Raw genomic sequence first — 14,637 nt, 5'->3', positions numbered from 1 at the left:
TTTTGGCACAAATATAATTATTTTTCAATTCCAAAGGATATAAATTGAAAATTTCGCACTAAAAAAACAATTCCACTAAAAATTAATAAAACAAACAATGATCACTGCCCTAAAATAGATCGAAGCAACACATTTACTTCATCCACATTTTTCACTTTATCTTTTCGCATCATCAGTTGATTTCCTTCTTTTGCCACCTTCTCTTTGAGTTGAGCCTGAGCAGGATTTTGGGTGAGATACGAAATAATGTGACGAAATTTATCCGTCTGATAAAACTTATCCTGCGGATTTCCGGGAAAATAACCAAGGAAAATTCCGTTTTTCATAACAATTTTTTCAAAACCAATATCTGCCGCAAGCCATTTTAGAGAGACACTTTTCAGTAAATTAACTGCTTCTTTAGGAAGTTCTCCAAAGCGATCTTTCAGTTCAGATTCAAACTTCTGCAGGTCTTTTTCGTTATCAATTTCAGCCAGTTTCTGGTAAAGCTGTAATCTTTCTTCGGTGCTTGATACGTAAGAATCTGTAAGCATCAACTCTAAATCAGTATCAATATTTACTTCCTTTACAGATTTGAATAATTTTTGCCGTTCTTCTTCATTTTCAAACAAATTTTCAAAATCTTTATCATCTTTAAGCTCTTCCAAAGCTTCCTGCATGAGCTTCTGATACGTTTCAAAACCCATTTCGTTGATAAATCCGCTCTGTTCACCACCTAGTAAATCTCCGGCTCCACGAATTTCAAGATCTTTCATTGCAATCTGGAAACCACTTCCCAAATCCGAAAACTGCTCAATAGCTTCCAGTCTTTTCCTTGCATCAGAAGTCATCATATCAAATGGTGGTGTAATGAGATAGCAAAAAGCCTTTCTGTTGCTTCGTCCTACCCTTCCTCTCATCTGGTGAAGATCTGCCATTCCGAAACGCTGCGCATCATTGATGAAAATGGTATTCGCATTCGGAACATCTACCCCACTTTCCACAATGGTGGTAGAAACCAATACGTCATATTTGCCTTCCATAAAGTCCAGAACATTCTGTTCCAGCTGCTTTCCGTCCATCTGACCGTGACCTGTAATTACTCTTGCGTCAGGCACCAACCTTTGAATAAGTCCTGCAATATCTTTTAGGTTTTCTACCCTGTTGTTGATAAAATAAACCTGTCCATCACGCTGTAATTCGTATGAAACCGCATCACGGATCAGTTCTTCATTAAAACCGACAATCTGGGTTTCTACAGGCTGCCTGTTGGGAGGCGGAGTTTTTATCACCGACAAATCTCTTGCAGCCATCAACGAAAACTGCAATGTTCTCGGGATCGGAGTTGCGGTCAGAGTAAGGGTATCTATATTGCTTTTCAGCGTTTTGAGTTTATCTTTTACGGCAACACCAAATTTATGTTCCTCATCAATAATCAGCAATCCTAAATCTTTGAATTTTACTTTCTCGGAAGTCAGCTGATGCGTTCCGATTACAATATCTATTTTTCCGTTATTTAAACCCTCAATCGTTTCACTCTTCTGTTTTGCTGTTCTGAAGCGGTTCATGTACGATATATTAACCGGAAAATCTTTTAATCTGTCTTTGAAACTTCTGTAATGCTGAAAAGCAAGAATGGTAGTCGGAACCAGAACTGCAACCTGCTTTCCGTCTGTTGCCGCTTTAAAAGCAGCACGGATCGCAACTTCAGTTTTACCAAAACCTACATCTCCACAAACCAAGCGATCCATCACTCCGTCATCTTCCATATCATTTTTCACATCAATGGTTGCCTTTTCCTGATCGGGGGTATCTTCGTATACAAAACTTGCTTCCAGCTCATTTTGAAGATAAGAATCCGGGCTGAATGCAAAACCTTTTGCTGTTTTCCTTTCTGCATACAGTTTAATCAAGTCAAAAGCAATCTGTTTTACTTTGGCTTTTGTTTTCTGTTTTAAAGATTTCCAGGCAGGAGATCCCAGCTTACTCAATACAACTTCTTTTCCGTCGGGACCGTTGTATTTCGAAATTTTATGCAAAGAATGAATGCTTACGTACAATAAATCTCCGTTTTTATAAGTCAGTTTAAAACATTCCTGAATTTTTCCATCATTATTCACCTTCACCAATCCCATAAATTTCCCAATTCCGTGGTCAATATGGGCAATATAATCTCCTATTTTTAAAGACATTAAATCTTTCAGCGTCAACTGTTCAGATTTGGCAAAAGCATTTTTCGCTTTGTATCTTTGATAGCGGTCAAAAATCTGGTGATCTGTGTATACTAGAATTTTATAATCCTGATCTACAAAGCCTTCATGAAGTTCAGATTTAAAACTTTTGAAAGAAACCTTATGTCCCAATTCTTCAAAAATAGATTCGAGTCTGTCTTTTTGCTTTTCTGATGAAAAGGAAATCCAGAGATCATACACTTCTTCCTGCTTTTCAAGAAGATTTTCAATAAGCATTTCAAAATTTTTATGAAAAGAAGGCTGCGTAATCTGATTAAGTTTTACTTCAGAAGATTTCACAGCATCAATTCCGACACTGCTAAAATCTATGGTTTTGAACTTTTTGTAATCAAACAAGAATTCTTCATCAGAAATAAAAAGTTCCTGCGGTGCTCTGTGAGCAATATCTTTGTTTAGATTTTCATATTTTTCCAGCGATTTTTCATAAAATGCTTTAATTTTCTGAAGACCTACCACTGCATTTTTAGAAACTATGATCGTGTCTTCCGGAAGAATTTCAAGCAGCGAAACTTTCGTTCCCGAAACTGAAAAATTCATGTTGGAAACCAGTTGAAAATCATTCACTTTATCTACCGAAAGCTGAGTTTCTATATCAAAAGTTTTAATATTTTCAACTTCATTGCCGAAAAATGTGATTCTATAAGGCTTTTCATTGGAATAAGAAAAAACATCTACAATTCCCCCGCGAACAGAAAACTCACCTGGCTCAGAAACAAAATCTGTCTGATGAAACTGATAATGGTTCAAAAGTTCATCCACAAAATCAAAATCAAGCTGATCGCCAACTTTAATATGATGCGAAATGGCTTTAAAGTCTTCTTTTTTAAGAACTTTTTCAGACAAAGCTCCCATAAAAGCCACAATCATTTTCGGAGATTTATCAGAATTGATTTTATTAAGAACTTCGGTACGAAGAACCAGATTGGCATTCTGGGTTTTCTCTACCTGATAAGGCTCAAGATGAGTGGCAGGAAAATAAAGTACATTCTCATTGCCCAGCAAATCTTCCATTTCGGTATTGGCATACAACGCTTCCTCTTTTTCGTCAAGAAGAAAAAGCACGGTTTTATTTGTTATAAGGAAAATTTTGGCTGCTATTACCGAAGGCGAAGAACCTGCACTTCCCCTTACCAAAAGATGTGAATGATTGTCCGTAGAATGCAGAATTTCTTTTCCAAATTCTTTTTTCAACAAATCCGGCAAAAATTTTTCGCTGATATTTTTTAACTGCATAAATAATCTGTAAAACGACAAAAACGATTTCGGGAGTTTTCCGAAACCGTACAAATGTCTCTACAAAGGTAAGGTTTGTTTTAAAGTTATCCCAACAATCCTTACAACAAGATGAATTTTAACATAAAATCTTATTTACCTTAAAATAAATCCAAAATATTCTAAAAAAAGTTAATAAATAAATCAAAACCAAGCTTAGGCACAATGTTTGAAAATTGTTACTCCATAAACCAAAAAAATAAGTATTATGAAAAATGTATTAAAAATTTTAGGAGTATTTGTTTTCCTTTTTGCAGTAACGTCAATTACCTCGTGCAGAAGTGATGACGATCCCGCAGACAATGACTTTTTTGCAGGAACGTATAAAGGAAGTATTTCCTACACGGACGACCAAAACAATATCTCTACAGACAACGGAGAAGTATTCGTAACAAAAATTGCCAGCGGAACTAAGTATAACTTCAGGTTTTCAAACGGAATCCCTGATCTGAACGGTCTTGAGTTTGAAAAACAAGGAGACAACACTTTAGTTATGATTAATTCTAATGCTCTGGTATATGTAAGAATTGATAATAATGAACTAAAGATGCTTTACACTGCCGATGGTAAAACATGGAGAGCCAACTGTACCAGATAATAAACTAAAAAATAAGCTTAATAAAATCCGTTTCAATAGAAGCGGATTTTTCTATGCTATGAAAATTCGGATTTATTATTAGAAAAAATAATTTTTATATTAAGTTTTTCTTTAATTTTACTTTAACTAAAAATTCAAACTAATGAAAAAATTATTAACTGCCCTATCCTTTGTAATAGGATTGGGATTTGCTACAGCACAACAGACCGCACCTGCCGCTAAAACGTCTAAAACTACTGTAACCAAACAGATAAAACCTTTGAAAGCAGCCGAAACGCCATCTGCAAAACCTCCGGTAAAGCTTAAAAAAGACGGAACTCCAGACAAAAGATACAAGGAAAATCAAAAGCTGAAAAAGGACGGAACGCCGGACAAAAGATATAAAGTGAATAAATAATTCCAATGCTGATTCGATGTTTGAATCAGCATTTTTATTTAAGTAAATTTTGACTATCACATACAGTAAACGGAAATTTTCAATACTATTGAAAAAAATAGCCAGATAATAGTTTGTTGAAAGTAAATTAGCGAATCATACCAAATTTTTCACTCTCATATCTTATCTTATTTATAAATTTGAACCATGTTAAATTTCCTAAAGAAACAAGCAGCATTAATCTGGGCAAAAAAAAGCGTAAGAAAAGCACAGGATTTCAAACTAAATGCAGAAAAGAATCAGGAGCAACTGCTGCTCTCGCTTGTGAGGCACGCAGAAAAAACGCTTTTCGGAAGAACGCACGGCTTTAAAGAAATATACTCTGTACAGGATTTTCAAAATAAAGTTCCTGTCGCAGATTATGAAGCTCTGAAATCTTATATAGAAAAGGTGAAAAAGGGACAGCGAAATATTCTCTGGACAGATACTCCTGAATATTTTGCAAAAACTTCCGGCACTACTTCCGGCGCAAAATATATTCCGATCTCAAAAGAAGGAATGCCTTATCAGGTAAAAGGAGCTCAAAGTGCACTTTTTCATTATATCGCAAAAAAAAATAATGCCGATTTTGTAGGCGGAAAAATGATTTTTTTACAGGGAAGCCCGGAACTGGAAGAAGTTTTCGGGATAAAAACCGGAAGACTTTCGGGTATTGTTGCCCATCACATTCCAAATTATCTCCAGAAAAACCGTTTGCCAAGCTGGGAAACCAACCTGATAGAAGACTGGGAAACCAAAGTAGATAAAATTGTGGAAGAAACCGAAAAAGAAAACATGACTCTGATTTCGGGAATTCCGCCATGGCTGATTATGTATTTTGAAAAACTGATTGAAAAGCACGGCAAAAAAATAAAACAGATCTTCCCCAATCTTCAGCTTATTGTTACAGGCGGTGTAAATTACGAACCTTACCGCGATAAAATGGAAGAACTTCTGGGTGGAAGTGTAGATATCGTTCAGACGTTTCCTGCCTCGGAAGGTTTTTTTGCATTTCAGGATGATTACACGAAAGAAGGATTGCTGCTTTTAACCAATCATGGAATTTTTTATGAATTTATTCCGCTGGAAGAATATGGCAAACCCAACGCCAGAAGACTGACATTGAAAGATGTCGAACTTAATAAAGATTATGCATTAATTCTTACAACCAATTCCGGACTTTGGGCGTATTCCATCGGTGATGTGGTAAGATTTATTGACAAACAACCGCACAGAATTCTGGTAAGCGGAAGAACGAAACATTTTACGTCAGCTTTTGGAGAACACGTCATTGCTTTTGAAGTGGAAGAAGCCATGAAAGCGGCATTGGAAAAGCATCCTGCACAGATTACTGAATTTCATCTCGCCCCTCAAGTCAACCCAGAAAAAGGATTACCTTATCATGAGTGGTTTATTGAATTTGAAAAAGAACCGCAAAACTTCGATTTATTCAGCAGCGAGCTTGACGATCAGCTCAGAAAAAGAAACTCATATTATGACGATCTCATTTCAGGGAATATTCTGCAGAAACTCAAAATTTCAAAACTCAGAAAAAACGCCTTCAATGAATATGCAAAATCTGAAGGAAAACTGGGCGGACAAAATAAGATTCCCAGACTGGCAAATGACAGAAAAATTGCAGATTTGCTGAAAGTTTATAAAATTTAGCTACATTTTCTTCAATACAAAAACATATATTCAAAAAAAATTATAAATTTGAAAAACTAAAAAATTATAATGAAAGCATCTGTACTTTTAAAATCATCTTTATTAACGTCGTTATTTGTAATATCATCATGCGCTACTACAAAATATAGCGAAGATGTTGCACAAAATAATTACTCTAATCTTGAAGCAGGAAAAATCTATGTAGTAACTCCAAGAGACGGCTCAAAAAAGCAAACGATTTTATTCCGAAATGTAGCAGGTGATAATATCATTGGTACAAAAGGCAAAAAAGACAGTACGGAAGTGGTAATTCCAAAAGCTAATATCGCATCTGTGAAAGACAGATCAAAAGCAAGAGTAACGACAGGTGCTGTTGTAATAGGTGCCGCCGCAGCCGCTGCAATTGTGATCAGCTCATCACGTGCAGATTAAAATAGACTTTATCTCTCAATAGATATTTTATTTATCTTTTGAAAATAAAAAATACAGATAGCCTTGAATGAAGATTTAAGGCTATTTTTGCACCATGATTTCATCTTTACCGCTCAAAACACTACAAAATACAGAATTCAGAAATCTTCTTACCGGAAGATTTTTTATTGTTTTAGCATTCAGAATGTTGGCAACATTATTAGGATGGTGGGTTTATCAGCTTACAAAAGATCCGTTTTCAATTGGTTTGATAGGACTTTCTGAAGTAATTCCTGCCGTAAGCTGTGCTTTATATGCAGGTCATGTTATTGACATGAACGAAAAAAAGAAACTGCTGCTCATCTGTAACTACGCCTATGTATTTCTCATCAGTCTTTTACTCATCCCTGCTTTTCTGAATGTTAAACTTCACTTTTCCGGACATGAAATTACCTATTTTATTTACGCCGTAATTTTTCTTACCGGAATTGCAAGAGCATTTATCGGTCCTATAGTACCTTCAATGATTCCTAAAATTGTACAAAAAGTAAATCTTCCCAATGCAATTACATTAAATCAGGCAACATTTCTGATCTCATCTGTTTGCGGTCATGCAGCAGGCGGATTTTTAATTGAGTTTTATGGAATTAAATGGACGCTGGTTGCTGTAATTGGTTTCATGATTTTAGCTTCATTTTTCTTCTGGAAGCTTAAACCCCAGTTTTCTGAACACAAAAAAGACGAAATAAAAGTAATGGAAAGCATTAAAGAAGGAGTTTCCTATATTTTTAAAACAAAAGAAATTTTAGGAGCACTTTGTCTGGACATGTTTGCTGTACTTTTTGGCGGTGCGGTTGCCATGATTCCTGTTTTTGCTACTGATATATTAAAATCTGGAGCCAATGGTCTAGGATTACTGAATGCTGCATCAGATATTGGCTCAATGATTATTATTACAACGCTTTCTCTGGTGCCGCTAAGAAAAAATCAGGGCAAAATTTTACTGGCTGTTGTTGCCGGCTTTGGGTTATGTATTATAGGATTCGGATTATCGGAATATTACTGGCTTTCATTCATGTTTCTTGTTCTGAGCGGAATGCTGGACGGAATTTCAGTAGTGATCCGAGGCACCATTGTACAGCTGAAAACTCCGGATCATATTCGGGGAAGGGTATTGAGTGCCAATTCTATTTTCATCATGTCTAGCAATGAGATGGGACAATTTGAAAGCGGTTTGGCTGCAAAACTTTTTGGAGTGGTAAGATCGGTTATTCTGGGAGGCAGTATGACGGTGCTTATTGCCGCAATTGTAGGAATTTCCAACTCAAGATTAAGAAAAATGCAATATTAGGAGTGATCTATCGTTAACAATACATGCAAAATAAAAAACTTACCATTAGATTGTTATTTTTTTTATATTTGTGCTTAAAAATTTTTCAAAATGAAAAAAGCTTTACTGATATTTTTAATGATTATTTCTCAGATGATTTCTGCACAATCTGACTGTCCTACAGCGATTACAGTTTGTGGAAACTCGGGAATATCCTATACCCCTTCCGGACCGGGTAATATCCTTGAAGATTTAGGAGGATGCTTAACGGATGATGAAAACTTTTCCGTATGGTACACTTTCACTATTAAAACCGGAGGAACACTCACTTTTACAATAAATCCTAATGTTTTTGATGATGATTATGACTTTGGAGTCTATGGTCCTAATAAAGCATGCAGCAATTTAGGAGCACCTATTCGCTGTAACTTTTCCGGTCTTGATGGTCCGACAGGACTTAACCTTACAACAGTACATCCAGCTGTAAATGGTCAATGGAGCGGTTTTATGAATGTTTTACCTGGTGAAACATATTATTTGGTAATTGATAATTATTCCAACAGTCCGAACGGGTTTTCACTTACATGGGGAGGTACAGCTACATTAGCATCACCATTTAATGATCCTACACTGATTACGAATCCTTTTATTGCTCCAGGCTTACCAAACGCAGACCCTACTCTTCCGAACGAAATTATTGTCTGCTCCAATCCTGCAACATTTGATTTTAGTTCTTTAACCAATGGAATCATTAATGGCAATACAAATTTTACCGTAAGCTATCATTATAACACCAATGATTTGCTGACCGGAGACAATCCTATCACAACTCCAATTACAGTAAATACCACAGACACTTATTATTACAGTATAACTTACACCGACCCTACCAATCCGAATAATCCTATCAACAAGTGTAAACAGACAGGTGAGTTTAAATTTAAAGACGGTACTATCGTTGCTACCGATGATACGCTTACAGAATGTAATAACAATAATACAGGACAGGCAGTGTTCAACCTTACGACAGCGAATGTAATCAATGATCCTACTTATGTTAAAAAGTATTATGCCTCAATGTATGATCTTAATAACAATATAGAAATAGCTAATCCTTACCAGTATACATCTGCTGGAGGTTCGGTTTTTGTATTGATAACTACTCCTTTTGGATGTTCAGATATTGCAGAGATCAAGCTACAGTTTTATCCTGTTATCACAGTAACGGAAGCAACGCTGCGAAGCTGCTTTATTGAATCGAACCCTTCAACAGGATCATTTAATCTGGAAACGGCATTAATCAATAATCCAACCGGAACTACTAAAAAGTATTTCCCATCTATGACAGATGCGGTAAATTCAACAAACGAAATTACCAACTTCACCGACTATGTTGCACCAACAGGAGTAGTATATATCAGAGTTACTGACGGGAACGGATGCTTTACTGTTGCTAAAGTGAATTTAATTGTTTTCCCTCCGGTATATTCTACAGTTTTACAGGATAAAGTCATTTGTTTTGAAGACAAGACTACATTAGATGCAGGACCGGGATTCAGCTCATACCTTTGGAGTACAGGTGCCACTACGCAGACAATTTCTAATGTAGGAGTAGGCACTTACTGGGTAAAACTTAAAACTGGAGACTGTACTTCTACACAGACTGTAAAAGTATATGCATCTGAACAGCCGGTAGTTTCTAACATTGATGTTTCAAATACCACTATTACCGTAAATGCAACGGGCGGAACACCGGGATATATGTATTCTATTGATAATGTAAACTGGCAGGATTCTAACGTATTTACTGGCATAACAAGAGGGGATCACACTATCTATGTAAAAGATTCATACGATTGTGAGCCGATACAGGTAAACATTGTCGTTCCGAATCTGGTAAATGTCATTACACCAAACGGAGACGGAATAAATGATGTAATAGATTATTCCGCATTAGCAGGAAAAGAAAACCTTGTTCTTAGTATTTTTGACAGATATGGCGCAAAAGTTTATCAGGCTGATAAAACCAACGGTTACAAATGGAACGGAACTACCAACGGAAGCAAAAGGGTTTCTACCGGAAACTACTGGTATTCTGTTACATGGAACGAAAACAATAAAACTAAAACGCCAATCAAATATTCTGGCTGGCTAATGGTAAAAAACAGAGAATAAGAATTATTACCTTATAATAAAAGCCGCTTTTTGCGGCTTTTTGCATTTTTGATTGCAAATATTACATTCCACAAATAAATTTTTAAGTAAATTTGTTCTAAATATCATTTTAGAATGAAAAAAATATTACTTCTTTTTATTATAACATTATCGCAGTTCTTCTATTCGCAATCGGATTGTATTACGGCAATTCCGGTATGCGGTAACTCAGATATTTCCTTCACTCCTGGTGGTCCGGGAAATATTTTGGAGGACTTAGGAGGATGTTTAATTGACGATGAAAACTTTTCGGTATGGTATACTTTTACAGTACAAACCTCCGGAACATTAGCATTTACAATTGATGCAGTTAACAACAGTACCGATTATGACTTTGCAGTTTATGCACCAAACGCAACATGTTCCGCGTTGGGAACGCCTATCAGATGTAATTTTGCCGGAATTTCTCCCACAGGAAACACGGGTCTTGAACTTACACCAAGTGGTTCAGCTTATTTTGAACCTTATTTGGATGTTGTGGCTGGTCAAACTTATTATCTGGTAATTGATAACTATAGTAACGCAGCAAATAGTGGCTTTTCCTTGTTATGGAGCGGTACCGCATCATTATCTTCGCCATTTTCAGATCCTGCTTTAACGCCAAACCCCTTTATTACGCCTGGAAATCCTGCACCAAACCCTGCAGATCCACAGGAGATCCTCAAATGCGCATTACCAATGCAGTTTGACTTCACTACCTTAAGCAGTGGTATTTTAAACGGCAATACAGCTTTTACAATCAGTTACCATGATAATGTTAATGATGCAATTACAGGTGACCAACCTATCACAACTACTACAATAAATGGCACAACCGTTTACTATTTCCGAGTAGAATATAACGATCCTTCAAATCCAAACAATCCTATTAATGGATGTTATCAAACTGGTAAATTCAAATTCAAACAAGGAAATATAGTAGCTAAAGACGCTACACTTACTGCCTGCAACAACAATAATGCAGGTACAGGAACATTCAATCTTACTCTTGCAAATGTGTTTGATGATCCTACTGCCACAAAAAAATACTATCCGACTTTAGCAGATCTTAACGCCGGAACCAACGAGATCACCAATCCTATAACGTATGTGTCTGCACCCAAAACAATTTATGTGAAAGTAACTTCAGTGGAAGGTTGTACAGATGATTCTACAATTACGTTGCAATTTTACCCGGTAGTTACTTTAACGCCTGCTACAATGGAATCTTGTTTTATCGAAAACTCTATCACAACAGCAACTTTTGATCTTACCCAAGCAAACGTAACTACGTTGGCAGGAGCTACAAAGAGATTCTTCAGAACTCAGGCCGATGCTTTGGCAGGAACCAATCAAATTGCAAATCCTAACAATTTTGTTTCAAATGCTACAACAGTTTATGTAAGAGTTACAAGTACAGATGCATGTTTTGCTATTACAAGTATTACCTTAAAAGTATTGCCTCCTGTAAAGTCTACTGTTTTAAAGGATAAAACAATCTGCATGGAAGACAGAACTACCTTAGATGCAGGACCTGGTTTTGATGGTTATGAATGGAGCACAGGAGCTACAACACAAACCATTCAGGGAGTTGGCGTAGGTTCTTACTGGGTAAGATTGAAGACAGGTAAATGTTTTACATATCAGGAAGTAAAGATCTACCCTACACCGCAGCCCGTTATTGCAAGCGTTGATATTAAAAACAATACAATCACAGTCTACGCTTCGGGAGGAACTGCACCTTATGAATATTCTTTAAACGGAATCAACTGGCAGTCTTCAAATGTCTTTACTGACTTACCAAGAGGTGAAAACAAAATATTCGTAAAAGATACTTACGACTGTAATCCTATTCAGGTACAGCTTACAGTGCCAAACCTTGTCAATGCAATTACTCCAAACGGAGACAATGTAAATGATGTGATAGATTATTCTGCTTTAGCTTATAAAAAGAATTTAGTATTCACAGTTTATAATAGGTATGGAAATAAAGTTTATCAGGCAGATAAAGTTAGAAACTACAAATGGGACGGAACTTCCGGTGGTAAAAAACTAAGTACAGGTACGTATTGGTATACTATTACATGGAATGAAAATGATCCTAACAGTACTTCAACAAAATATGACGGTTGGGTTCTTATCAAAAACAGAGAATAACCTTATATCTTTCAATAAAAAATTATCACCTCATAATCGGGGTGATTTTTTTATCAACATCATTTTAGCTATTGTTTTAAGGCTATTTTAAAGTTATCAACATAGAAATATTAGTTACTCATTTCAGATTATTTTTTTGAAATAAACTATCTTTGCAGTATGGCGCAGAAAGAAACACTCTCTTCACTTACACAAGGTAATTTTGCTAGAGAATTGTCGATTGCAGACGGAAAAATGCCTCCCAATGCAGTAGATTTTGAAAGACTGGTAATAGGTACTTTTTTAATTGATAAAAAAGGGCTAGATTATTCTATTGATCTTCTTACACCTGAAGTTTTTTACGACCCAAGACATCAGGTGATCTTTTCTGCATTGCTAAAATTATACGAAGGCAACCATCCCGTTGATATCATGACGGTCATTCAGGAGCTTAAAAAAACTGATAAACTGAATGCAGCAGGAGGTGACCACTATATCATTGAGCTTACCATGGGTGTAAGTTCCTCAGCACATATTGAATATCATGTAAGGGTAATTCTGGAAAAATATATTCTCAGAAGCTTAATCAACGTATCAGCAAATGTCATCGACTCGTCGTACAAAGAGTCAACAGATGTTTTTGAACTTTTAGACAAAGCCGAACAATCTTTTTTTGAAATCACCAACGGAACCATAAAAAAAGGATTTGATACTGCAAATTCTTTAGTAAAACAGGCTATTGAAACCATCAAATCTTTAAAAGACAAAGAAGGACTTTCCGGAGTTCCTTCCGGATTCAGAGATGTGGATAAAGAAACAGGAGGCTGGCAAAATTCTGACCTTATCATTATTGCAGCCCGTCCCGCAATGGGAAAAACAGCCTTCCTGCTGTCAATGGCAAGAAATATCGCTGTAGGTCACAAAATCCCAATGGCTCTTTTCTCTCTCGAAATGGCGTCCGTACAGCTGATTACCAGAATGATAGCCTCAGAAACAAGGATTTCGTCAGAAAAGCTCAGAAAAGGAACTTTAGATGATGAGGAATGGCAAAGACTGTTCTCAAACGTATCTGAGTTGGAGAATGCTCCACTTTACATTGACGAAACACCATCGCTTTCTATATTTGATTTCAGAGCAAAATGCCGAAGACTGGTAATGCAGCACGGTGTAAGACTTATCATGGTAGATTACCTTCAGCTGATGACTGCAGGTGGCGGTGGAAAAGGCACCGGAAACCGAGAGCAGGAAATCTCTATGATTTCACGTTCCCTGAAAGCAATTGCCAAAGAGCTAAACGTCCCTGTAATTGCACTTTCTCAGCTGTCCCGTAGTGTGGAAACACGTCCTGGAAAAAGACCTCAGCTTTCTGATTTGAGAGAATCTGGAGCTATTGAGCAGGATGCCGATATTGTATCTTTTATCTTCAGACCAGAATATTATAAAATTGCGGTTTGGGACAATGACGAAGAGGGACAGGAGACTTCTACCGAAAATCAGGCAGAGCTCATCATTGCAAAACACAGAAATGGTGCAACAGCAGATGTAAGACTGTCTTTCCTGAAACATTTTGCAAAATTCGGAGATATTGAAGCCGCCTTTAACGGTTCAGATTTTTCTTCGCCATCTGCATCAGGATCTGGTTTTGGAGAACCAAGCGGTTTTGACAAAATTAAAACAACCATTCAGCCCGGCGCAGCATTCGACCTTCCTGACAATTCTAAACTTTCAGGATCTTCTATGAATGATTTTGATGATGAAGATGATTTTCCATTTTAAGATCAAAGTAAAATTGATTTAACAATTTACCTGACCTAATCCTCAATCATTTTATGAGAATTGAAATTTACACTGACGGAGCGTGCAGCGGAAACCCCGGAAAAGGAGGATATGGAATCCTGATGAAAGTCCCCGAGAAAAATTACCAAAAAACATTCTCTAAAGGTTTCAGAAAAACAACCAATAACAGAATGGAGCTTTTAGCCGTAATCACTGCATTGGAAAAACTGAAATCTACTGAAAATGATATTCACATATTTACAGACAGCAAATATGTTTCAGATGCAGTCAATCAAAACTGGATTTCGGGATGGGTAAAAAGGGGCTGGAAAAATGTAAAAAATCCTGATTTATGGAAAAGGTTTATTCCTCTTTTTAATCTTCACAAACCTACATTACACTGGATAAAAGGTCATGCAGGTCATTTCGAAAATGAACTTTGTGATAAACTTGCCGTCACAGCCGCTGCTTCAGACCGTTTAGAGGTCGACCATTATTTTGAAAATCCAGACAGCAATCTTTTATTTTAAGATCCTGAAAGCAATTGCAGATTCAATAACCTTTTTATTGTTTAACACTAAATTCATTGAGGAATAACTATTAATTT

10 protein-coding genes are annotated in these 14,637 nt (G+C 36.4%); 9 read left to right on the top strand and 1 reads right to left on the bottom strand.

The window, feature by feature from the left end; genetic code table 11:
* Positions 1-101: 101 nt before the first annotated feature.
* On the bottom strand, positions 102-3,464 hold the full coding sequence (gene mfd / locus FNE73_RS15855) for a transcription-repair coupling factor (protein WP_143885532.1): 3,363 nt from the start codon (positions 3,462-3,464) through the stop codon (positions 102-104).
* A gap of 247 nt (positions 3,465-3,711) precedes the next feature.
* On the opposite strand from mfd, the gene FNE73_RS15850 reads away from it, so the two are divergent.
* The 9 genes from FNE73_RS15850 to rnhA all read left to right on the top strand — a co-directional run bounded on the left by FNE73_RS15850 (position 3,712) and on the right by rnhA (position 14,560).
* Positions 3,712-4,101 (top strand): hypothetical protein, encoded by a 390-nt coding sequence (locus FNE73_RS15850; protein ID WP_143885531.1) that lies wholly within the window; start codon positions 3,712-3,714, stop codon positions 4,099-4,101.
* A gap of 142 nt (positions 4,102-4,243) precedes the next feature.
* Positions 4,244-4,498: a hypothetical protein gene (locus tag FNE73_RS15845; protein ID WP_143885530.1), complete on the top strand. Its 255-nt coding sequence runs from the start codon at positions 4,244-4,246 to the stop codon at positions 4,496-4,498.
* A 186-nt stretch (positions 4,499-4,684) separates the two neighbouring features.
* On the top strand, positions 4,685-6,184 hold the full coding sequence (locus tag FNE73_RS15840) for a GH3 auxin-responsive promoter family protein (RefSeq protein ID WP_143885529.1): 1,500 nt from the start codon (positions 4,685-4,687) through the stop codon (positions 6,182-6,184).
* Positions 6,185-6,253: 69 nt separating this feature from the next.
* Complete coding sequence (locus FNE73_RS15835; RefSeq protein ID WP_143885528.1) at positions 6,254-6,616, top strand: hypothetical protein; 363 nt, start codon at positions 6,254-6,256, stop codon at positions 6,614-6,616.
* A gap of 94 nt (positions 6,617-6,710) precedes the next feature.
* Positions 6,711-7,946, top strand: a complete 1,236-nt coding sequence (locus FNE73_RS15830; RefSeq protein WP_143885527.1) for an MFS transporter — start codon at positions 6,711-6,713, stop codon at positions 7,944-7,946.
* A gap of 90 nt (positions 7,947-8,036) precedes the next feature.
* Positions 8,037-10,100, top strand: a complete 2,064-nt coding sequence (locus FNE73_RS15825) for a T9SS type B sorting domain-containing protein (RefSeq protein WP_143885526.1) — start codon at positions 8,037-8,039, stop codon at positions 10,098-10,100.
* Between the two features lie 114 nt (positions 10,101-10,214).
* The gene (locus FNE73_RS15820) at positions 10,215-12,275 is read left to right on the top strand and encodes a T9SS type B sorting domain-containing protein (RefSeq protein ID WP_143885525.1); all 2,061 of its coding nucleotides are present in this window, start codon (positions 10,215-10,217) and stop codon (positions 12,273-12,275) included.
* 159 nt (positions 12,276-12,434) lie between these two features.
* Positions 12,435-14,030: a replicative DNA helicase gene (gene dnaB, locus FNE73_RS15815; RefSeq protein WP_143885524.1), complete on the top strand. Its 1,596-nt coding sequence runs from the start codon at positions 12,435-12,437 to the stop codon at positions 14,028-14,030.
* Between the two features lie 53 nt (positions 14,031-14,083).
* Positions 14,084-14,560 carry a ribonuclease HI gene (gene rnhA / locus FNE73_RS15810; protein WP_143885523.1) on the top strand — a complete coding sequence of 159 codons (477 nt, stop codon included), beginning with the start codon at positions 14,084-14,086 and terminating at the stop codon, positions 14,558-14,560.
* Positions 14,561-14,637: the final 77 nt, after the last annotated feature.

Origin of the sequence: Chryseobacterium binzhouense (assembly GCF_007474545.1) — a bacterium.
Classification (GTDB): Bacteria; Bacteroidota; Bacteroidia; order Flavobacteriales; family Weeksellaceae; genus Chryseobacterium; species Chryseobacterium binzhouense.
The sequence above is the reverse complement of the archived record's forward strand: the minus strand, read 5'-3'. Positions and strand labels throughout refer to the sequence as shown.

Coding starts and splice junctions, on each gene's coding strand:
- FNE73_RS15825 (WP_143885526.1), top strand. CDS start 8,037: ATGAAAAAAGCTTTACTGATATTTTTAATGATTATTTCTCAGATGATT.
- dnaB (WP_143885524.1), top strand. CDS start 12,435: ATGGCGCAGAAAGAAACACTCTCTTCACTTACACAAGGTAATTTTGCT.
- FNE73_RS15830 (WP_143885527.1), top strand. CDS start 6,711: ATGATTTCATCTTTACCGCTCAAAACACTACAAAATACAGAATTCAGA.
- FNE73_RS15820 (WP_143885525.1), top strand. CDS start 10,215: ATGAAAAAAATATTACTTCTTTTTATTATAACATTATCGCAGTTCTTC.
- mfd (WP_143885532.1), bottom strand. CDS start 3,464: ATGCAGTTAAAAAATATCAGCGAAAAATTTTTGCCGGATTTGTTGAAA.
- rnhA (WP_143885523.1), top strand. CDS start 14,084: ATGAGAATTGAAATTTACACTGACGGAGCGTGCAGCGGAAACCCCGGA.
- FNE73_RS15845 (WP_143885530.1), top strand. CDS start 4,244: ATGAAAAAATTATTAACTGCCCTATCCTTTGTAATAGGATTGGGATTT.
- FNE73_RS15840 (WP_143885529.1), top strand. CDS start 4,685: ATGTTAAATTTCCTAAAGAAACAAGCAGCATTAATCTGGGCAAAAAAA.
- FNE73_RS15850 (WP_143885531.1), top strand. CDS start 3,712: ATGAAAAATGTATTAAAAATTTTAGGAGTATTTGTTTTCCTTTTTGCA.
- FNE73_RS15835 (WP_143885528.1), top strand. CDS start 6,254: ATGAAAGCATCTGTACTTTTAAAATCATCTTTATTAACGTCGTTATTT.